Raw genomic sequence first — 21,982 nt, 5'->3', positions numbered from 1 at the left:
TAATGTCACTTTAGGTTTGTTGACGAGTTACCAACAAAATAGAGCTATTTGATAAATATCTTTTTAGCATCATTTTCTTTATTCTATCTATATATCCCTTGGTTCAATAACTGGCTACTTCAAAAACGTCTAACCTCTCTAGATTAAAAACCCTATGCCAAACATCTCGTTGCACGCTCAAAAATCATTACTTCAGCCTATCGGTCGTTTTGCGCCTTCACCCACAGGTGAGCTACATCTTGGTTCGTTAACGACAGCGCTTGCCAGCTTTTGTCACATCAAATCCCTCGGTGGTAAATGGTTATTACGTATGGAAGATACCGATACAGAACGCTGTGATAGACAATTTACTGAGCAGATTCTTATAGACTTAGAGGTGCTTGGGCTAAACTGGGATGGTGATGTTATTTATCAATCTGAACGCATTGATATTTATAATGATTATCTCTCTTCAGTGCTGCACCCGCTGACTTATGGCTGCCAATGTTCACGTAAGAGCTTGGAACACTACTGGACGCAGCAAGAAGAACAGCACGCAACAGCTATGAACACGGAATTCTTAACAACCGAGTTGCCCTCTATGAAGTCCTGCCAAGTACAACCTAATAGACAGCGCTATCCACGATTCTGTGTTAATGCTGATCTGAGTCATGAACAATATAAGCTACGAATACAGTTACCAGACTATAGCATTGGCTTTAAGGATGGCATTCAAGGCGTACAGTGGGATAATCCACAGCAGACTTTAGGGGATATGGTGGTTCGTCGCCAAGATGGGATGATTAATTATATTTTGGCCGCCAGCCTTGATGATGGCTTACAACAAGTAACCCATATCATGCGCGGTTTGGATATTTTACCAATGACCACGGCTCAAATTAGTATCATGCATGCCGCGCGCTTGCCTGCTATCGAGCATTGGTATCATTTACCGTTGATATGCAATCCTGACGGTCAAAAGCTATCTAAGCAGAATCTTGCCCAGCCTATTGATACGCGTGATCCAAGTAAGCTGATTGCTCATGCTTTACAACTATTACAGCAGCCTGCGGTCGATCATGACACGCCAGTACTCATGCTCAATCAAGCGATTGCACAATGGGATAACGTACCATTACAGGGTATACAATCGTTAAACATGCCAGACATTTAATAAAAAAAGCGCCGCTGCTGCGACGCTTTAATATATTTACTGATTATCAGTTTATGATCAAAATGCTCAAATAGTTTAGTAATAACGACACTGGCTTTTTTCGATCTCAGGGCTTTCTTTGTAAATCTTTAGCAGCACCGCCACCATCACTAAGCTAATCAACATCGATGAACCACCGTAACTAAAGAAAGGCATCGTCAGACCTTTGGTCGGAATCGCACCCATATTCATCGCGGCATTAATAATTGTCTGCGCAATAAACACCACAGCGATACCAAAGGCGGTATAGCTCATGCGCATCTGCCGACGTTTTAGCGCATTATAGCTGATACGCATTGCACTACCGATAATCAACGCCTCAAGCACTAATATCATCGTAACGCCAACAAAGCCCAACTCTTCACCCGTAATCGCTAATAAGAAATCCGTATGCGCCTCTGGTAAATGCGATAATTTTTGTACGCTTTCACCATAACCGACACCAGTAAACTGCCCACGACCAAAGGCAATCAAGCTACGTGCCAGCTGATAATCCGTATCTTGGACATCATCGAAAGGATCCAAAAACGACATCACCCGCACCAATCGGTATTGTACGGTCGCGACCATTAACACCGCCCCACCGACGGCGACCGCACCCAAGGCTATAAATTGCTTGTAGGGTGCACCAGCAATATAGAAGATAGCAAAAACCATTCCAATGATAACCACAAAGGAGCCAAAATCTGGCTGCGCTAACAGCAGTACAGTTATCAGCCCGACCACTAGGGCAATCCTCAAAAAGCCATCCCAACCATTACGAACCTCAAATGAGCGCCGTACCACAAAGTCTGAGACAAACACAATCATCACCAGCTTTGCCAACTCTGCTACCTGAAAGTTAAAACCTCCCAAGCTTAGCCAGCGCTTAGAGCCATTAATGGGCGTACTAAATAAGGTGGCAACCAGCAATGCCCCGGTGATGGCCAATAGCATAAACTGAGTTTCAGTTTTATATAAATTCTTTAGGGACACAACACGATAAGCAATACCTGCGACAGCCAGCCCAATACTCATGTAGAGTAGCTGATTATTGAAGAAATGCAGTTCTGTCATGCCGCGACTGAGCGCAAAAGGAATAGAAGCCGAAGCAACCATCAATAGACTCAGCACCAACATACAGCCGACGCTCGATAATAAAATGGCGCGCGCTGATGGCATAGAAAGAATACCATCTGAACCGGTAGCTTGCTGAGATTGAGAAGATGAACGAAAAATAGAAGAGAGCGCCATAATTTTATATACACTAGCAAACGAAAAAACACGGCGTCTATAGAAACGCCACCGTTTAAAAAATATGAAATAGATTTTATTAAATAACTAACAGTTCAGTATCGACAAATAACACTTTATTCAGTGCTCATAAGCTCACTGGCTGCATTTGTCACAGCCTTCACTGCTTATGTTTGACAGTAGCAGCAATTTATAAGCAAAACAATCATTTATCAAAAAAATGCAGATCGTTGTTACGATTATAAATTGTGCGTTACATGATGTTGTCATACAGCCTTTTATGACATGACACCTTATATCATCTTACAAAACCGCGTCTGATTGTCTGACAAGCTGACTGAAGTGCTCGCCACGATCGACAAATCCACTGAATTGATCAAAACTGGCACAAGCGGGTGACAATAACACAGCTTGTACTTGCGATAAACTACTCGCAGTCACTTGCTCAATTGTTGCAAAAGCGCCTTCTAATGTCTGGCATTGATGTAGTGTCACATCGTCACTGAGGCCAGCTGCCCGTAAATGCTGCTCAATCTGCCGACTATCCTCACCAATAAAGAGTAATTGACTGACGTATTGATTAATAAAAGGAGCCAATTCGCCAAATTGCTGACCTTTACCTTGACCACCTAAGATTAATAACAGCTTACCGTCTTTTGGGGCATAGACCGCACCTAACCCTTCGACAGCCGCCATGGTTGAGCCAATATTGGTGCCTTTAGAATCATTAAAGTAATCAACACCAGCGACCGTAGCGACGTATTGACAGCGATGCTCAAGCCCTGCGAACTGCTGCAAAGTGTTCAGCATGCTCTCAAGCGGTAAACCTGCGAGCTCACCAAGTGCTAAAGCCGCCTGAGCATTAAGCAAATTATGACGACCTTTAATTCGTAGCTTATCCGCCGATAGTAGGCGCTCTGTACCTCGTGCGAGGTAAGTCTGCCCTTCAATATCAGTAATAAGACCATACTGACCTTTATCAGGCGCATGAATACCCGTGCTCAATCGCGGTAAATTATCCGACACCAGTGGACGGGTCAAAGCATCTTCACGATTAATGACCACTGACTTAGCATCTTGAAAGATACGATGCTTAGCTTGATGATAGCCGAGCATATCACCGTGACGGTCTAAGTGATCAGGCGACATATTAAGAACTGTTGCGACCTGCGCCCCTAAGTTTGTCACAGTCTCTAGCTGAAAACTTGATAGTTCAATAACGGCCAGCTCCATCTCGGTATTCGTCAGCAGAATCAGTGCTGGCACGCCGATATTACCGCCAACTCCCACATTGACACCAGCATCCGCCGCCATTTGACCGACCAATGTGGTCACGGTGCTTTTTGCATTAGAGCCAGTAATCGCGATTATCGGTACGGTACAGGCGTCACAAAACAGCTGAATGTCGCTGACTACTGGAATATTCGCCTCTCTGGCCGCGCTAATGGCTTCGTTATCTAGAGAGATGCCAGGACTGATAATAATCCGTGCCGCTTGTTGCAATAAATCAGCATCTATACCACCGAACTGTCTGATTTCAACAGCGGCAGGCAATTTGTCTGCTAAAGTGGGACTAGCCTGATTATCAGTAATAGCGACTCGATAGCCTTGCTCGGCTAAATAATGTGCTACCGATAACCCCGATTGCCCCAAACCGACCACGACTTGCAAGCCATTACCCTTGTGAATTAAGGTTTCCATTACGGTGTTAGCGGTCATATCTTTTCCTTCTGGTGGACGAGAAAAATGCTATCAAGCAAATAAGCACTGTTTAAGCAGGCATGATATAAACTGCCCTTATGTAAAAACGCACTACATATAGTCAGTTCAAAATAAAAAAGATACGATTGTAATAACGTGCTATTGGCTATAAATTTTTCTTGCTTGCTGTTCGCAAGCGTGACAGAGGCTGCAAAAATTTATAGCCAATAGCACTGTATCGTTTTTAAAATAAATCTACTATACCTTCTGAGTGATACGCGGCAGATGGATAGCATCATAGCGGTATCGCTCAGATTTCGGTACTGGTTTTTCAATACACTGGTTTTTCAAAACGTTGTGCTATTATGCGCCTGTTTTTATATTGAGTGGCTAATGCTATAATAGCTGGCCTAACAATAACCGCTAATTTGACTGATAATTTAAATCAGCCTTCAATCTAGCATTTTAGTTTAGCATGTTGTCACCCTTATCACGCTATTGTCATCTCTCTTTAGCAACGATTCATATTGTGGTAATGGTATGACAGACAACTACTTGCAGACAATTTTGCGCTTTTGTCTGCCAGATTATTTATCTTCTTCTATCGCAGCACATCATTGCGGACACGTATTCATCATTTTTAGATATTTTCATCATAGTTACTATTGATGATTGTATTTGCGATACCGTTATAAATGTCGCTAGCTATCATTACTACTTATCGGTACTACTGATTTTTTCGTTTTGAATAACAAATAGCTTTTAACGACCAATGATAACTGTGCCAAGTAGCATTAAAAAACAACCGAGAGCGCTTATCATCGCAACGCAATCATTCTATCACTGAATAATGATTGCTTTTTTTGTCTCTAACCCTATGCAGTTTACTTATGACATCTTTTTTTGGTAGTTTGCGTGAAGAGTGGTTTTCCAATATTCGTGGCGATACATTATCAGGCTTGGTGGTCGCACTGGCTTTGATTCCAGAAGCCATTGCCTTTTCTATCATCGCTGGTGTCGACCCAAAAGTGGGTCTGTATGCCTCATTTTGTATCGCCGTTGTGATCAGTTTTGTCGGTGGACGTCCGGGAATGATTTCGGCTGCGACCGGAGCGATGGCACTGGTAATGGTTGATTTGGTCGCCGAGCATGGCCTTCAGTATTTGCTTGCTGCCACCTTATTGTGCGGTGGCATTCAGATAGTTATGGGAATCTTAAAACTCGGTAATCTGATGCGCTTTGTTTCTCGCTCCGTAGTCATTGGTTTTGTCAATGCGCTGGCGATTTTGATATTTGCCGCGCAGATACCAGAGCTTAATCCGATGACTGAGCGTGTCGGTATGACCGTCTATATCATGACTGCCGCAGGTTTGGCGATTATCTACTTATTTCCACTGATCCCTAAAATTGGTCGCGTCATTCCTTCACCACTGATTTGTATTGTGGGATTGACCGCGGTAGCCATGTATATGAATCTTGATATTCGTAACGTGGGTAGCATGGGCGAGCTGCCAGACTCGTTACCGATGTTTTTGTTGCCGGATATCCCGCTTAACTTAAATACCTTGTTCATCATCGCGCCTTATTCCATCGCACTAGCGATTGTAGGTTTATTAGAATCGATGATGACGGCGACCATTGTAGATGAATTGACCGATACGCCAAGCGATAAAAACCGCGAGTGTCGTGGCCAAGGTATTGCCAACGTGGTCTCAGGATTCTTTGGCGGTATGGCAGGCTGTGCCATGATTGGGCAATCGATGATTAACGTCAAGTCTGGTGGGCGTACTCGTTTATCAACGCTCATCGCCGGTGTGGTGCTGCTGATTATGGTGGTATTCTTGAGTGAATGGGTCAGCCTAATACCGATGGCAGCGCTGGTCGCGGTCATGATTATGGTCTCTATCGGCACCTTTAATTGGCAGTCTATTCGTGAATTTAAAACTCATCCGGTGTCATTTAATATCGTTATGCTGGCGACGGTATTAACCACGGTCTTTACCCACAATCTAGCGTACGGCGTCGGTGTTGGTGTGCTGCTATCTGCGTTGGCTTTTGCCAACAAAATCGGTCAATTTTTAACCATATTTAGTGAATATGATGACGATAGCAATACGCGTTACTATTACGTTCAAGGACAAGTATTCTTTGCTTCAACGACACAGTTTTTACAAAGCTTTGATACCAAAGAAGCATTAGACAGCGTGCACATCGATGTCAGCCAAGCGCACTTTTGGGATATCAGTGCGGTTGATACTTTGGACAAATTAGTCATACGTTTGCAGCGCGAAGGTATCGATGTCAAAGTAGTCGGACTCAATAGCGCCAGCCGTACCCTTATTGACCGTTTTTCTATTCATGATCGCCGCGATATTGGGCTACTGGATTAAGAAACGCTGCATTTTGTTATCAAGCTGATATAAACGCCTTGTTTATTGATCAGCAGTTATATTGGTATATAAAATCAGGTCTGATGGTTAAGACAAACGCTTTAACTGTCATCCCTGCATTTTAATTATTGAAATGATGTGATGTCTTTATGAGTAATTTGAAGCCAGATAGCGTGATTGCCTGCTTAGATTGTCCTGATCACGTGCAAGCGGTGTTGGATGCGAGTATGTGGGCTTCTATTCGCCTGCAAGCGCCAATTGGACTGCTACATTCAGTACCAAGCTTACAGCAAAAAGCAGCCGTAGATTATTCAGGTTGCCTCAATATTGATGATGAGAACACTTTATTAGATCAATTCACTGCAAAAGAGTACTCCAGTAATTGCGAGCTAAAAGCACAAGGTAAGCTACTCCTGCATCAAGCCACAACCTATTGTGAGCAGCAGCATCATAAACTTAAAACCTATACACTGCATCGGCACGAGAATCTCAATGAAAGCATTGATTACGTCGACGACAAAGCACAATTAATTGTGATCGGCCATCATGTTACCTCTAAATCGACATTAAGCCAGCTCATACGTTTAAGTCTCTGCCCCATTTTGGTGACTCACGCACCATTTTTGCCCCCTACTAGCGCTTTATTTGCTTTTGATAATAGCCCAACATCGCATAAACTGCTGAATTGGCTTTGTAAAACACCGCTCGTCCGCGCCTTGACGGTTCATATTGTCATGGTCGGCAAAGAGAATTCTGAAAACTGTGATGCGTTACGTGAAGCTTATGCGCGCCTTAAGCAAGCCGGTATCAAATGTAAAAAAACCTTGCTGGACTGCCGCGATGTCGCCGCTGCTTTAAACTACTATCAAAGTGAGAACGATATTGGTCTTCTTATGACCGGTGCTTTTGGTCAACCTCGCTTGCTTGAGCTGATTAAAGGTAGTGACACCAAAAAATTGCTTGGTACGACTACTACCCCGTACCTACTCTTTCCTAGAGCCTAAAACCGAGCTTTTATTTCAATACTGAGACCGAATGCTCACCACTATGAATCCCATTTTTCATAGCGGTGAGCATTCGGTCTTTATCTTTTATACCTATTGTATATCCTATAAGCGTTTATCAAATCATCACATGAAATAAAGGCATCGCTGCCCCAAGCGCTTAAAAAGTTGGTTATAATAAAGTTTTCGTTAACACAACGTTAAAGGTTGATTGCCCTTGTTTATGCAGCTTAAGACGAGCTTATCGTTGCCGTATAAACAATATTCTTTGTCATCACCGTGGTTATTTTTGAGCAAACGTGCCCTATCCTACCTCCCCCTTGAGTAGTTTTGGCACAGTTCTTGAATCACTTACGGTAAGCATGACAATAGGATGCTGCATCAAACTGCACCTATTAACCTGCGACATCACCCATATAAGGATTTTTTTATGAAGCTAATCACTGCGATCTTAAAACCATTTAAGCTCGATGATGTGCGTGAAGCGCTTTCTGACATCGGTGTTAAAGGTGTCACCGTCACTGAGGTAAAAGGTTTCGGTCGTCAAAAAGGTCATACCGAGCTCTATCGCGGCGCCGAGTACGTGGTGGACTTTTTACCTAAAGTAAAAGTCGAAGTGGCGGTTATGGATGAGATGGTTGAGCCGGCTATCGAAGCCATTACTCGCATCGCTAGTACCGGAAAAATCGGTGATGGCAAAATATTTGTGACCAATCTTGAGCAAGTCATTCGTATTCGTACGGGTGAAACAGGTCCTGACGCTATCTAAGCGTAAGACCCACCTATAAACGTTGATTTTAAACATCGATCTATAGGTCATATCGATCACTGTATTGCATATATTCAAGGGGGAATAAACATGCAAAATCAAATCTTCGAGCTCCAGTACGCATTAGATACGTTTTATTTCTTAATGTGTGGGGCGCTAATCATGTGGATGGCAGCTGGCTTCACAATGTTAGAAGCAGGGCTGGTTCGCTCAAAAAATACCGTCGAAATCCTAACCAAAAATATCGCCCTCTTTGCCACTGCCTGTACCATGTATATGATATGTGGATATGCCATTATGTATAATGGCAATCTATTTTTGAGCGGTATTGCAGGTACTGAAACCTTAGTAGCAGACGCTTTAGCAGCCTCAGCCAAAAATGGCTTTGGGGGCGACTCCGTTTACTCAAAAGCATCCGACTTTTTCTTCCAAGTGGTATTTGTCGCAACCTGTATGTCCATCGTCTCAGGCGCGGTAGCTGAGCGCATGAAGCTGTGGTCTTTCTTAATTTTTGCCGTGGTAATGACGGGTGTTATTTATCCGTTAGAAGGCAGCTGGACGTGGGGCGGCAAAGATGTCTTTGGTTTATTTAATCTAGGCGACTTAGGATTCTCTGATTTTGCTGGCTCAGGTATCGTACATATGGCAGGGGCAACAGCGGCATTGGCAGGAGTACTGCTATTAGGCGCCCGCCAGGGTAAATATGGTCCTAAAGGGGAGATCCGTGCCATTCCGGGGGCTAACTTACCATTGGCAGCGCTTGGAACATTGATATTATGGATGGGCTGGTTCGGCTTTAACGGTGGATCGGTTCTAAAACTGGCCGATATCACCAGTGCCAACTCCGTTGCCATCGTGTTTTTGAATACCAATGCTGCTGCCGCTGGTGGAGCGATTGGCGCATTGCTCATCGCACGGCTGATTTTTGGTAAAGCTGATTTGACCATGCTCTTAAATGGTGCATTAGCAGGTTTAGTCGCTATTACTGCAGAACCTTTAACCCCCTCAGCGCTGCAAGCCACACTGTTCGGGATGACAGCGGGCGTTATCGTCGTCCTATCGATTCTTATATTAGACAAAATAAAAATCGATGATCCGGTGGGTGCTATTTCTGTTCATGGCGTGGTAGGCTTATTTGGCATACTAATTGTACCATTGACCAATCCAGCGTCGTCCTTAATAGGTCAAATAGCTGGTGCTGCTACCATTTTTACTTGGGTGTTTGTGACCAGTTTAATCGTTTGGAGCCTCATCAAATTAGTAATTGGTCTGCGTATCTCCGAAGAGGAAGAATATCAAGGTGCCGATATTACAGAGTGTGGTATGGAAGCCTATCCAGAATTTATAAGATAGGCTATTTATATTCTCGCTTTATTAACTATCAAAGCAGCTGACATAACTAAAAAGCCCGCACGACCTTTCGGTCATGCGGGCTTTTTTATGCTTTATTAAGGCTAGTTTTAACTAAAAATTAGACTTAATGAGAATACTACATCAACATCAACTTATTTCTTTTTCCACGTTTGGCTACGTGAGAAAGGTCCTAAGTGACCTTTTAGAGCCAAGTTGCTGCCGCTCAAGTTAGCGGTAAGTTTATAAGTTTTGTTTTTTTCAGGATCAGTGATTTTACCGCCACTGTATTTACCATTGCCATCAGCTTTTAGACCAGAGATGATTGTCATGCCCACGTGCTTCTGACCTTTCTCTGAAACTGTGCTGATTAGCTTACCCGTTAACACACCATTTGACTCAGTGATTTTAACCACGCCTTTTGGTTTGCCTTCATCATAGGTCTGCCAAGTAGTATTGGCTAATGGGTCAGCGGCGAATGCCATGCTTGCTAAACTGATACCAGCGATGGCTAATGTAGTTTTTGCGAATAATTTCATAAATAGACTCCCTTCAATCAATGATTACTAGAAACATTATGTTTCTGATGTCCTATGCTTATCCTTTGCCGACAATCTTTTATTAGAAGCTAAGCTTTTCTTGAGTAATTTTACATTAATTACCAATAGGAGCACTTAGTTACTGATTAGCTTTTCATAAAAAATATAAACAACATAAGCGATGTCTTGACTCATTATAAGCAATTTTAAGAATTTGCCTAGTAATTTTTTTATAGTTTATTATTTCTAGAAAATCAAAAGCATATCAAACAGTTACAGGAACGGATTGTCTATAATTTTATCCGATTGGTCATCTTTTTCTTTTGACTTAATGTCTTTATTACTATAAGGGCTTCTATTTTCAAATGCTAGCAGAATTTTACTGGTGAGCTCATGCAACTGCTGTGCTTGTTCATATCCAGCATCATCAAATACCAGATTAATGTCACCATAAATAATAATTTTATCTTCTTGGTTTTCGATCACCAGTTCACCGATTTGCATACTTTGGTGATTATTAGCAAATGGGTCAATCATTTAGTTCTCCTATTCATTAACAACGCATTACCTGATTTTTTAAAACAGTGGGGGTTTAGTTACATTTAAACGACTTATGCCTGTAATTGTGCCATAAGCCATTCAAAGATTGCCAAGACAAATAACATCCAAGTGGGCTCTTCTTCAGATGTTTTGGGCGTATCTAGTGCCTCGCCCGCTTTAAGGGGTAAATTAAAGGCTTGGGATTTAGTTTTTGCATCAAGAACAGGTAAAACATCGATACCAATCTTCGCGGTTAACTCGTCAATACTAATGATTTCTATACGCTCTGATTCGTCATTTGGTGCATAATAAACACCTGCTTGATTGCTTGCTGGGATATAAACTGCCTTAAAAAAATGACTGGGCACGAGCACACGTTCAGCCAATTGCTTGGTTTTTTTATCGGTAAATGCTACTCCAGTGATGGTATAAACCTCACCATATTGTTGGGTCAAATAGCGAGTAGCAGATTCAATATTACGCCAAATATAGCGATTGTTACGCGGCGATTGCGGGGCTATATTGGCTAAGCTAAAACTATCGTACTGTTGGCTACGATTGGCCATATCGCCATTAGGCGCTAAATGTCCGCGGTCATAACCAGAACCTGAGTAGTCAGATAATTTGGCGCGCATGGATTGTGGTAGGCGGCTCTCTTCATGAAAGCTGTCTTCGCGATCGATTTGTTTGGCTTGCTGCAGACGTTTACGATTTAGATATTCTGCTGACCACAGCGGCGTACGTGATACACCAGAATACATGACGGCAAAACCATCCATACATAGCGCTTGGGTATTGTTACTGAGCTTAGTATTGGCAAATTCGGGATAGACGCCGCCATAAAATGACTGACTACATTCAATAAAGTCATCAGCATATGCTGATGATATGCTGAGTACGGCAGTGATTACCGTCATCGTTATACTATTTTTAATATTAGACTTACGTTTAAAAAGACTGATCATGCAACTTCCAACCATTTATATCCACTATTACATATGCGCTATCCTAGCAGGCGTCTGCCAATAAAGAAAGATACACCGCAAGCCGTGACATTTTAAATGGTATCCGCTATACTAAGTCGTTCAAAAATCAGTGCTTGTCAAAAAACTGCATACTTTTAAAGACCAGCTGCCTGAAACAGGCTAATGGTAGATTATAGTATTTTTATAATGAATAATCTCTGCGGTAATCAAATGAGCAATGCCAAAAACGGTGAAGTGGGTGAGTGGCTGAAACCGCACGCCTGGAAAGTGTGTATGCGTTAATAGCGTATCGAGGGTTCGAATCCCTCCTTCACCGCCAATCTTATCAAATGCTAGTTTTCCCACCTTGTCCCAAACACTCCCATATACCTCTGTAACCCTTTATAAATAACGCGTCTAGCGTTTTTTTTATGTCTGCTGTTTTCCCAATCTATCCGAACATAACCCACCTATCCCGTAGCTTGTGTTGGTCTATCTGTTGGTCTATTATCCATATACACCTCAATTAGACCAACATTCTATCTCGGTTTATATGCCTTAGACCAACATAATCGTCTTAAAGCTTTAAACATATAGCTCGTAGGTATAGGAATAGACCAACATGTTAAGTGATGCCAAAATTCGTAAGCTCAAACCAACTGATAACTGTACCCCTGCCCGTCCAGATAAATATAGCGATCAGCAAGGTTTACAGTTATTAGTACGTAGCTCACCATAGACTAATAAATTCTTCATTCTATGCGCTTCATGACTACCTAGAATGGCATCATCAATGGCTCGAGGGAAATCATCTAGCATCGCTTGCTCACCTGTATTGTTGGCAATTTGCGACATCACACAATTATTCTCATAAAATTTATCAGCAATGGTATTGGCATAATTCCATGTCTTGATTGGTCAGCTTAAGGGAAAGTCCCGAGACGTTGACCATATTTTAGTGCTTTAAATTCCGTAAAATACTAAAACATAAGAGAGCCCTCTAGAGGGCTCTCTTATTTCTTTAAATGATTTAATCATCATTGACAATTTTGATTGTATTTAAGGTTTAACCTAAATTAATATTTTTAAATATCACTCAGTACTTTTGGTTTATCTGATGAACTTGTCGGCATTTTGAATTCAATACCAGCCTTTTTAAATAGTTTTGGATATTCCACCAAAGCCATAGTTGAATTTTTAGCAATACCAGTGATATCTCCGACCACACCTTTAGCCTCAACTAAAGACATTCCTGTATTGGTCAAGCTTTTCGGATTTGCTATTAAACTCGTACCTACTTGTTTAGCGCCTACCGCCAATTCACGAGCGGTTAAACTTGCGATTACAAAGTTTGTTGCAGAGTCCAACAAATGCTGCTTCTGCTCCACATTCAATGCTGACAGCTTAGCTACTGTTCCTTCTTCATCTTTTTGAGAGGCTTCTAAAACAGCATTAGACAACACTACAATTTGTTTTTGAATTGCTTCTTGTTCTTTCGGATCAGAGGTCGTTTTCAGACTTTTCTGTTTTGCTTTTAATTCATCTGAATCTTGTTTACTTGCGAGTAATGAAGCTAAAGCAGTACGACTCTGAGTAAACATTGCATTGGTTGCTTTAGCCTGCGTGAAGAAACCATTGATATCCATATTTGAAGAAGATACGCCAGTAACAGATTCAGATAATGACGATGCCATCTTACTCAGTGATCCAAAACCTGCATAGACGCTTGATGCTCCCATTGAAGCCGCTATTGCTAAAACAATTGCAATTTTTTTCATACCTTGTTATCCCTATTGTGAAGAATCGGCTTTTTGCACGATTTGATTTAAAATTTTTGGTAAAGCCTCAAACATCTGAATGTTATACATTTCATGACGATGCTGATGATCTATACCCTTTAATGCGATTTCTTGTTGCAAACCATAAGCCCCTATTTTTTCAGACTTTTGGTTGAATATGCGTGCACCACTGGCCATAACCAATGTGGCGTCACAATTACTTTTGTCTGCATTACATTTAATACTGTCTTGTTTCACTTCAATCTTAAGTACTGGCTGTAAACATTTATCTGTTGGAATATAAAAGTTAGCTTTCATATCTTTTTTAAACCCAGCATTTTCAGTCATAGCAATGACTGAATCTTTCAGTAGAGTCTGTCCTTTAAAGCCAGAACCTGTCGCATAAAATGGTCGTTTCGACTGACTGGCAAAAGCGTGGTAAATCAAAGGACCAAAACCATAAAATGGCACTTCACCGACTTGCTCGGTATGTAAGCTTGGACATAAAACACGCGATTGCTTCGAGTCACCCACTGGAGCAGAACTATCAAGCAAAATCCTGTCTCCAGAACGCACGGGTAAACGATCACTGCTGTTGACAGGGAAATCTAATTGCGCTGTAACTTTCGCACCTTGACGTTCCAAAACAGTCGCTTCCCATGTTGGAATCAGAATATTACGTCCTGCTGCCTTATCTGAATGATAAATATGGACTTTCATTCCGGTACTTAAGCGTTCCCCCGCATCATCAATGATAATGTTATGACCACTTGAACTCGAGACTTTTAAATCAGAACGAGTAAATTGAATCCCTTTTTGAAATTGTTGACCTAATTTCAAAAGTGCATTTTTCAATACAACTTCTTTACGTGCCTCTAGAGAAAATCCCATTCCTTCTGAAATCACGTCTTTAATATCATCTGTTGCATGTGCTGAGTAGATCACGCGACCAGAACGATCAATCATTTCAGCAAACACTTCACTATGGAAAACTTGTTGCTGAGTTATTTTTCCAATCTGCTGTTGATAAGCAATTACAGGAATGACATTAATCCGAATAAAAAATTCAGGTAACTCACGTTGGTTAATGTCTTCACTTTGCGCTAATGCAGTCTGTTCACTAACACTTTGTGCCATAGCACTATAACGTCGATTGACTGGAGTCAAAGTAAATGAGGCTTGCTCACCTACTGCATCAGAAAAAATTTGCTCAATTAAATCTTTTGATTCGCCTTGATAAGTCAGTACATCAACCACTAATGCTTTAGGCTTATTTATAGCCTGACGTGTATTAGTTGATACTTTACTAAAGCGCTTACTACGACCCTGCATCAATATTGGTACTGCCACAGCATAATCACTGTCCGCATGTACCACACGAATCAAATCGCCATCTATTGAACTCAGCTCATCTTGTGCTGCGATCCCTTGCTTAAAGCCTTTATCTAGAACCAAATAAGATTTCCACCGATCAATCACTTGGGTCTCAGTTTCAGAAATTTTAAGTTTGGATTTTAATTCTTCAGTTACTTGCTTAGTCAATGTCAACAAAGTACTTTGAAATTTCTGTTTAATTGCTGTTTTTGTTGTAGGTGAATCAATTTCAGTAGTAAGTACCTGAATCGGTTGCGACAACGTCGCACTGTCACTATAAATGACCTCGCCCGACAACACGTTAGTGAGTTTTAGACTTAAGGTGACTGGCAGAAAAATTTCTGCTGTCGAATCCTTCTTTACAATGTATTCACTCGCGCGTAAAACTTCTAGAGAGGCTATATAAGTACGATTTTTAGTTTTTTGCGAAATAGTATCGACAACTTGTTCACCGAAATTTTGTTTTAAACCTTGTACAAAAAGTTGCTCGGCTTGTTTACGAATGATTTCATTGTCAATCGCTTGACTGAAATCACACACAATAGAAGAACCATTCGCTTCATATTTGCTAGGATCGGTACGACAACCTTGCTCCAATCCAAAAATACCTTTCGATGGGTAGATTTGAATATTCGCATTTGCCCATGCTGAAACAAGCATCGGCATAGCCAAACATAAGACTTTGAATTTTATGTGCACTGTGTACCACCGATGCAGAGTGTGATCGTATTTCCAGCTAGTAATCGCTCGGCACTTGATAACGTTGGGCTTACTTTACGTAGCGCTTTAGCCAATTCTGCACTAATCGGTTTTTCACTCTTATAGGTCATGGTCATTTCAACCAATTTGCCGTCTTGAGTGCGAATATCGATATTTTCTGCGCCATCCATTTCATCTAAGGCAATATACAAATCATCCCCTAGACGTGAAGAAACATTACCAGAAACACTTTTCACAAAAATGGTAATTTCTTTACCGTACATAGAGCGATTTTTTGCATAACCTAAAATCTGTGGTCCAACTTGGCTAACTGCTAACTCTCCTAGTTTCTTTGCTACATTGGTACGGCATGAATCTGTGGTCGCACCTGTCGATGACTCTGTACGAGTTTCCCCACCCATTAAAGTCGAATCATCTACTGAATAAATTTTAAAACTTACAGCACCATCGCAGACAAATTGACCCGTGGCACTCGAACGACCACGATCATAAATATAAGAGCTACCAGCCATAAACCAGTCCGCTTTTTCTTTACGCGCCGCGATTACTAGCTTATTAAGCTCTACATCACTCATTAGTTGTTGAATCGTCATACTACGACCATTTAAATACTGACTTCTGAAACGGTCAGAATCGAGCAACCGCAAATCATAACGAGATGCAGAACTTGCAATTGAATTTAATGTTTGATTATTACGCTCAGCTTTAGTACTTGGTGTTTGATATTCCACATATTTCACAAAACTTTGAATATCCTTTTGACTTTCAGATTGGCTATATTTTGCCGACTCACTGGCATTGTAGCTACTTGAGGATGCTGATTTACCTGAATTATTATGGCTTGATGAGCGAGCAGCAACACCTACACCAGCCCCATAATAATTATCATAGGCATAACCTGAGGCGGCAGCCGAGCGTCCTTTTGAAGAATAAGAATCTGACGCACTGGCTTTAGCACTTTCACTAGCTTTGTAACTTGCATCTTCATCATAGCTATAACTACGATCTGAAAAATAAGAAGTAAATTCTTTAACTGGCTTAGAGTTATCTTTTGGTACGCCGAAGTATTCATCCATCACAATCATAATCGGACTGGTTCGACTATTTTTCTTTGCCAATCCTAAATCATTAAGAATTGAACGAAATTCTTGGTCATCTATTTCCAGACTAACTTGAGTGACTAATTCATTGTTGCTGTTGGTACTACTGCCTCGGTTTAGCACATAATTACTGTCAACTTGTTTTACAATGTCATTTAAATATTGACTCGCTTCATTCATCGCCTGCGGACCATTAATACGCTTAATGAGAGCAATGACAGCATCAGTTTTTGCATTGTTGTATGCTTGATTACGTGTGCCATTCAGATCTTTTTTGATAATAGGTGTAGCACCTTCCCCATTCACTTTAATAATTTCAGCATTACTAACTTGAACAGTCAACAAACACAAAAGTGTCAATATAGCCTTTTTCATAACTCACTCTCTTAATTAAAATTTCTAGCTACCTTTATAATTTCTTTACTAGATTTTAAATTCAGGGCTTACTCGATAATCATCTCTGTCAGCAATTAAGGTCGCCTTCTCTAAAGTTTGCGTAAATCCTAAAATTAACCCATTAGACGTTAGGTTTGCATCAATATAACTACCCATTGCCAGCCTCTTGAGTTTACTGTAAGTTACTTTAACAGCGTGACTATAACTGATTAGCAATATTCTAGCAATAAATATGTGTCTGGAAAATGAACTAAGGTTCAATTTAGAATGAGACTTATAATTACAGCACTGCTTATAATGATCTTGGAAAGATGTACGCAGAAGATAGTGGTGTATTAGGTAAGTCCAAGGCTGAAAAGAGCTGTAGATAGATAATTAAATAAAGCCAACTGAAATAGCAGTTTAAGTCATAGATCCGTCTTACAATATAACTGAACACAATAACGATAATGGCGGGTATATTGATTAACCCGTGGATGAGGATGATATTGCTAGCCTACTACTAGAGGACCTTTAGTACGATGCCCTCACAGGAGAACTACTATTCCTAGGTAGTGACGGTTCTGATTGGGAGCTATTTCTAGGAAATATAGACAAACTTAATGAAAGCGCTGTTAACTGAAGAAAAAATGTTGTTGTAGTCGATATGAAACACGGATCAAATTAAAATTAGCAATCATTGTATAAGAGCAGAAAATATGAAAAAAATTAGCTATAGTTTTGGGTATGGTATTTTTAGGACATACAGCAATCGCTAATGCCGCAACGGATTGGACACCCTACTTAAAACCAATGATGTCAGGATGTAATTTTCCTAACCCAACCGATAAGCTACCGGCACGTTACAAAACCTCTATAGCCAGCAAAAAATTTAGAGTTGATAAAACCAATGAAATTGATGGATACGGTGAACAAATCACTACCTATACTCTAAAAAATGCGACTGCTTTTGGACAACCTTTGTTGAAGCTTGAGTATTTGGCAGGATACGAGTGGGGGCACTTAAAGCTCTATTTTAAAGATACTAAATTCACCGCACTACGTCCGCAATTTAAACTACCGAAAGTTGACAATTACCCAGACGATCCTCTGCAAGTAATGAAGAATAATGCTAGTGGTTACGAAGTTGAGGAAATGGGTTATACAAATTTAATATTTGATAGGAAGGAAAAAAGTATTACTTGTTTCTCGGGTCTCTAAATACTATTTGACCCTAATGAATGCGAGTAATCCACCTTATTCATTCAAATACAGCTCAGCCATCCCATCGAGCCTAGCTTTCACCTCTTTCCAGTTCGGCATCACCTGCGTTAGTGAGCGCCAAAAGCGCTCGCTATGATTGTGCTCGGCTATATGACACAGCTCATGTAGTATTACGTAATCAATGCATTCTTTTGGGGCTTTTACCAAATGCGGATTAAGTATTAAATTGCCTTTAGTTGAGCAGCTTCCCCACTGCTTTTTCATGGTCATTAATTTTATTGAAGGACTATCTTTAACCCACGAAGCCTTATAAATTAAGGCTTCAAGCCTCTCTCTAGAGATCAACCTAAATTTATCTTTATACCATTTATCAATAAGGCTCTTTACAAGAGCAGCTCGTTCTTCAGTGTCCAACTCAGAATCACTTTGAGACAATTGTACATTCAGCTTACCGTGACTGAGCTTCACAGTGTTGTTTATCACATCGCTAGTTTCTGTATCGGTTATCACTTTTAAGACATAACGACGACCCAGATAAAACTGGGGCTCACCGCTGACATAACGCTTAGGTAATACATGATCTTGTTGCTTGGCAAAATCTTTTAGTCTTTGCCATATCCAGCGGGCACGTTTCATCATGGCATCATGGATCATTTCATCCGTGGCATCGATAGGCACTGTGGCGACCACACACTGATCAGTATGCACCTTAATTACAACTTTGCGAGGCTTGGTCTTTTCGATGAAAAGTTTATCGCTTGCCAACTTATCGACTGCTTTCTTTCGAGCTGAGTTCTTAAGAGTGAATTCCTTACGCACCACTTCATAGTGAATTTTATCTTCACCATAATAAACAACGTTATTCTCAATCATTAGCGACTACCTTCTCGCTGCTCTAGGGCTTCTTGTTTCTGCTGAAAGCCCAATACGGGTAATCTTTAGCACTTTCTCAATGAGTTGTTGGGCTTTTTCTATACCTAAGTCAAGAAACAACATCGGCAGTAATTTGACGCTAATGGCGTTTTCAATCTCCGCTGGATTGATATAATACTCAGCCACTACAATATTAGTTGTATAAGGAAACTAGACAGTATCGCGAAGTGGGTAATACTAAAATCGAGGTTAACTTTTATTTGATAATAAATAAGCACGGCAAGCAAAATTTCTCATTGCTTGCCGTGTGTTATCTCAAATAGAGATAGCTAAAAAACTCTAGGTAAAGCTTTAACGCTAATTCAAATTAAATCACTACCCTACAGATATTTTTAAAACTCTTTTACGTTATAGCCATACTTTTTAGCTGCATCAGTAGAGTCACCATCAAAGTTATGGCAAGCCTGAAGGTATATAGTGGAGTCAAAATATAAAACACCTGGAACTCCTTCTGCTCTGTTGATAGGTATAATAGTAGTCTGATCTCCAATCTTAACACTGGGCTTCTTCAGTGAGCATGTAATATACAAATCATGAAAGTCATGGTTCCAAATCGTTTTTTTCGAATCCCATTCTTGTGTTCCACCTACAACCTTTAGTTTTATAAGTCTATAGGTAGGCTTATAAAACTAAAGGTTGAAATTCATTACTTTTACTACGCTACATGGATTACGATAACAAGATGATGAAGTAGCACCTTTTTGTATACCTTTATGATTAAAAGTGGGATTGGCAGCACTTGCATTAACAGCGAGCAAAGCCAAAGGAAATAATAAAAGTTTCATTATCAGCTGCATTAAATAACTCTCCTAAACTATAGTTTACTAAGTTATGAATAGTAACTATATCAGTAACCTCACTAAAACGTTCGATTCTTTTGATGACTTTATTTCTTTAATAAAAGCTTAATCGCCGAAAAGTATATTACAATGAACATTGGTCAATAAATAAAATATTATAGAATATTGAAGAGGCATTATGAAAAAAGTTGTTATAGCAATTAGTCTGTTAGTTTTACTCAGGCTCAAGCTGCACAATCGATTGGTGATCTCTTAGAGTATGAATCTGCCAGAGGTTACTTCAACTGTTCTTATAAAAGTAAAAAAGCCAGTAAAAAATGCTTAGTTATAAAATCTAATGTTAATTCATCAATAGATATCCGAACCAAACAATTTTATGGGGCTAACTATAAATTACCATCATTAACTATTAATTGGCCGGACGGTGATACTAGCCGTTACGTATTTTTAGACAGTGGCGATTTATATAATTTAGCTGATAGAAAATCATATTCAATCCGTGATTGGAATCAAGATACTAGACTTATAAGAGGTTTGTTTATTGATAATTCTGGTAAAGATCATATTCGCTTGTGGTAATAGTTTGGTATGAAAGCCCGAGAATTATATACATTATTAGCTTTGATCTATGCTGAAAAAACTGTAAAAACCAATCTGCTAAAATACTACTAGACCTTTGCTCCGACTATAAACCTATTGATACCTTAGAAACAGAAAACGGTCAGCTACATAATCAAGTTATTGAGGCAAGCTAACAAGCAACAAAGCAATGGAGAAGATGAAGGCGAGATACGCTACCAATCCCAAATAACTTACTGATGAATGAACACACCTTCCGTGATCAACAAGAATCGATCCAAAAATTTATCATAGTAGAAAGATTTTGGGCTATTTAGCTTTCACTAGTTTACCGTTCGTTATTTTGTAGGATTTTAAACTTTGTTTTGAAGGGCAACATTCTGGATCTTCATCCCCATAGTCATATGAGATTACATTAATAACTCCTTTATTAATATTTTTAATCTTAGCATTAAGCCCTAGAAAAGCTGATCCTAATTTAGTAAATTGATTTTTGCCAAGCCCTTTAAAAACAACTAAATTTACACTCTTTGTAGTTGCATGGCAGCTAGTCTCTTCGCAGTAGTAAATAAGCGCTATAGCATCCTGAATACCATCAAAGTTAAGGTCCTTCATAACAACTTCTTTTCTATCGAAAACAAAGTTCATTGCCTCATCTTCATAGCCATTCTTACGAGCTTCCTTTTTTTCATCAATATTCAAGAGTTTAATATTCTTAGCAACTTCTTTATTTATCGCTACATTAATAGATTGAGCGTAAGAGGCTATGGATAAAGTAGTAAGTAAGCATATAGCAGTAATCTTCATTAAATAATTCATATAAGTAGTCTCAAATAAAGTGATTTTGGATATAGCTGTGCTAATTTTTAGCGAATCTTCTTCTTATCAAGATCTAATGTGGCACTTCTAAATTTTATACCTTCTTCATAAAAGTCTAAACCTTCACCCAAAGGAACTATGTGTCCCATTCCATCACCTCTAGCTGGTATCCAACATACGGGCTGAATTTTATTACCATTTACTCTTATATATGCAGGTACATAAAAATCATCACTGCAAACGATACTATGCTCTGTTTTATTTGTAAGATAAGTAGCATCTTCAACTGTCACAGCTGAATGATCAAAAAAGATTAACTCTTTACCCTTACTTATTGTGCCAATTTGCACTTTGACGTTTTCAGCAAATGCTTGAGAGCTCCCTAATATAGAGACAAGCAACACGCTTACTATGAGGCTAAGTTTCAAATTATTCATGCTATAGAATCTCGATTAGTGTTGAATATAAAGTGTGAAATATAGCCTATTATTAATAAGTAACGCAATAAATTTAAGCTGCTATGGTTCAATGAATTATTGCTTAGTAAGCTAAGTATTTATTTCAGTCAATACATATCAAAAACATCACGATATAAAT

General features: G+C 40.0%; 18 protein-coding genes and 1 tRNA gene. 7 read left to right on the top strand and 12 right to left on the bottom strand.

The features are described 5' to 3' along the window. Positions 1 to 154 precede the first annotated feature (154 nt). A complete protein-coding gene (gluQRS, locus tag EPB74_RS08565) occupies positions 155 to 1,153 on the top strand; it encodes a tRNA glutamyl-Q(34) synthetase GluQRS (protein ID WP_274903834.1) in 999 nt (332 codons plus the stop codon). 75 nt (positions 1,154 to 1,228) lie between these two features. On the opposite strand, the gene ftsW is transcribed toward gluQRS, so the two are convergent. Both ftsW and murD read right to left on the bottom strand, forming a co-directional pair. After that, on the bottom strand, positions 1,229 to 2,425 hold the full coding sequence (gene ftsW, locus EPB74_RS08560) for a putative lipid II flippase FtsW (RefSeq protein WP_227516698.1): 1,197 nt from the start codon (positions 2,423 to 2,425) through the stop codon (positions 1,229 to 1,231). A gap of 303 nt (positions 2,426 to 2,728) precedes the next feature. Then, entirely contained in the window at positions 2,729 to 4,144 is a 1,416-nt protein-coding gene (gene murD / locus EPB74_RS08555) for a UDP-N-acetylmuramoyl-L-alanine--D-glutamate ligase (RefSeq protein WP_274903833.1), read from the bottom strand. A gap of 872 nt (positions 4,145 to 5,016) precedes the next feature. Between murD and EPB74_RS08550 the strand changes: the two genes are divergently transcribed. The 4 genes from EPB74_RS08550 (at position 5,017) to EPB74_RS08535 (ending at position 9,642) form a co-directional block, all read left to right on the top strand. Further along, positions 5,017 to 6,516, top strand: coding sequence for a SulP family inorganic anion transporter (locus EPB74_RS08550; protein ID WP_274903832.1), 1,500 nt, complete (start codon positions 5,017 to 5,019; stop codon positions 6,514 to 6,516). A 149-nt stretch (positions 6,517 to 6,665) separates the two neighbouring features. Next, the gene (locus EPB74_RS08545; protein ID WP_274903831.1) at positions 6,666 to 7,520 is read left to right on the top strand and encodes a universal stress protein; all 855 of its coding nucleotides are present in this window, start codon (positions 6,666 to 6,668) and stop codon (positions 7,518 to 7,520) included. Between the two features lie 430 nt (positions 7,521 to 7,950). Beyond that, entirely contained in the window at positions 7,951 to 8,289 is a 339-nt protein-coding gene (locus EPB74_RS08540) for a P-II family nitrogen regulator (RefSeq protein WP_011514651.1), read from the top strand. 90 nt (positions 8,290 to 8,379) lie between these two features. Then, complete coding sequence (locus EPB74_RS08535; protein WP_274903830.1) at positions 8,380 to 9,642, top strand: ammonium transporter; 1,263 nt, start codon at positions 8,380 to 8,382, stop codon at positions 9,640 to 9,642. Between the two features lie 152 nt (positions 9,643 to 9,794). On the opposite strand, the gene EPB74_RS08530 is transcribed toward EPB74_RS08535, so the two are convergent. From EPB74_RS08530 to EPB74_RS08520, 3 genes are all read right to left on the bottom strand, one after another. Then, entirely contained in the window at positions 9,795 to 10,178 is a 384-nt protein-coding gene (locus EPB74_RS08530) for a DUF2147 domain-containing protein (protein ID WP_079692833.1), read from the bottom strand. Positions 10,179 to 10,451: 273 nt separating this feature from the next. Next, on the bottom strand, positions 10,452 to 10,715 hold the full coding sequence (locus EPB74_RS08525; RefSeq protein ID WP_079692834.1) for a hypothetical protein: 264 nt from the start codon (positions 10,713 to 10,715) through the stop codon (positions 10,452 to 10,454). A 74-nt stretch (positions 10,716 to 10,789) separates the two neighbouring features. Next, entirely contained in the window at positions 10,790 to 11,683 is an 894-nt protein-coding gene (locus tag EPB74_RS08520) for a DNA/RNA non-specific endonuclease (protein ID WP_274903829.1), read from the bottom strand. A 249-nt stretch (positions 11,684 to 11,932) separates the two neighbouring features. On the opposite strand from EPB74_RS08520, the gene EPB74_RS08515 reads away from it, so the two are divergent. After that, positions 11,933 to 12,023 (top strand) — tRNA-Ser (locus EPB74_RS08515). 359 nt (positions 12,024 to 12,382) lie between these two features. Here the strand turns inward: EPB74_RS08515 and EPB74_RS08510 are convergent. The 4 genes from EPB74_RS08510 to EPB74_RS08495 form a co-directional block, all read right to left on the bottom strand. Further along, entirely contained in the window at positions 12,383 to 12,541 is a 159-nt protein-coding gene (locus tag EPB74_RS08510) for a hypothetical protein (protein ID WP_274903828.1), read from the bottom strand. Positions 12,542 to 12,768: 227 nt separating this feature from the next. Further along, entirely contained in the window at positions 12,769 to 13,461 is a 693-nt protein-coding gene (locus tag EPB74_RS08505; protein ID WP_274903827.1) for a hypothetical protein, read from the bottom strand. Positions 13,462 to 13,473: 12 nt separating this feature from the next. Next, on the bottom strand, positions 13,474 to 15,501 hold the full coding sequence (locus EPB74_RS08500; RefSeq protein ID WP_274903890.1) for a hypothetical protein: 2,028 nt from the start codon (positions 15,499 to 15,501) through the stop codon (positions 13,474 to 13,476). Between the two features lie 23 nt (positions 15,502 to 15,524). Further along, complete coding sequence (locus tag EPB74_RS08495; RefSeq protein ID WP_274903826.1) at positions 15,525 to 17,030, bottom strand: hypothetical protein; 1,506 nt, start codon at positions 17,028 to 17,030, stop codon at positions 15,525 to 15,527. Positions 17,031 to 17,777: 747 nt separating this feature from the next. Between EPB74_RS08495 and EPB74_RS08490 the strand changes: the two genes are divergently transcribed. Then, positions 17,778 to 18,251: a hypothetical protein gene (locus EPB74_RS08490; protein WP_274903825.1), complete on the top strand. Its 474-nt coding sequence runs from the start codon at positions 17,778 to 17,780 to the stop codon at positions 18,249 to 18,251. Positions 18,252 to 18,287: 36 nt separating this feature from the next. Here EPB74_RS08490 and EPB74_RS08485 read toward each other — a convergent pair whose 3' ends face one another. The 3 genes from EPB74_RS08485 to EPB74_RS08475 form a co-directional block, all read right to left on the bottom strand. Continuing rightward, on the bottom strand, positions 18,288 to 19,127 hold the full coding sequence (locus tag EPB74_RS08485; RefSeq protein ID WP_274903824.1) for a M48 family metallopeptidase: 840 nt from the start codon (positions 19,125 to 19,127) through the stop codon (positions 18,288 to 18,290). A 1,748-nt stretch (positions 19,128 to 20,875) separates the two neighbouring features. Continuing rightward, positions 20,876 to 21,385, bottom strand: a complete 510-nt coding sequence (locus EPB74_RS08480; protein ID WP_274903823.1) for a hypothetical protein — start codon at positions 21,383 to 21,385, stop codon at positions 20,876 to 20,878. Positions 21,386 to 21,432: 47 nt separating this feature from the next. Beyond that, positions 21,433 to 21,822, bottom strand: a complete 390-nt coding sequence (locus tag EPB74_RS08475; RefSeq protein WP_274903822.1) for a hypothetical protein — start codon at positions 21,820 to 21,822, stop codon at positions 21,433 to 21,435. Between the last annotated feature and the right edge of the window lie 160 nt (positions 21,823 to 21,982).

This window comes from Psychrobacter sp. DAB_AL62B (genome assembly GCF_028895345.1).
In the GTDB taxonomy this organism is placed as follows: domain Bacteria; phylum Pseudomonadota; class Gammaproteobacteria; order Pseudomonadales; family Moraxellaceae; genus Psychrobacter.
This window is presented reverse-complemented; position numbering and strand designations above follow the sequence as displayed.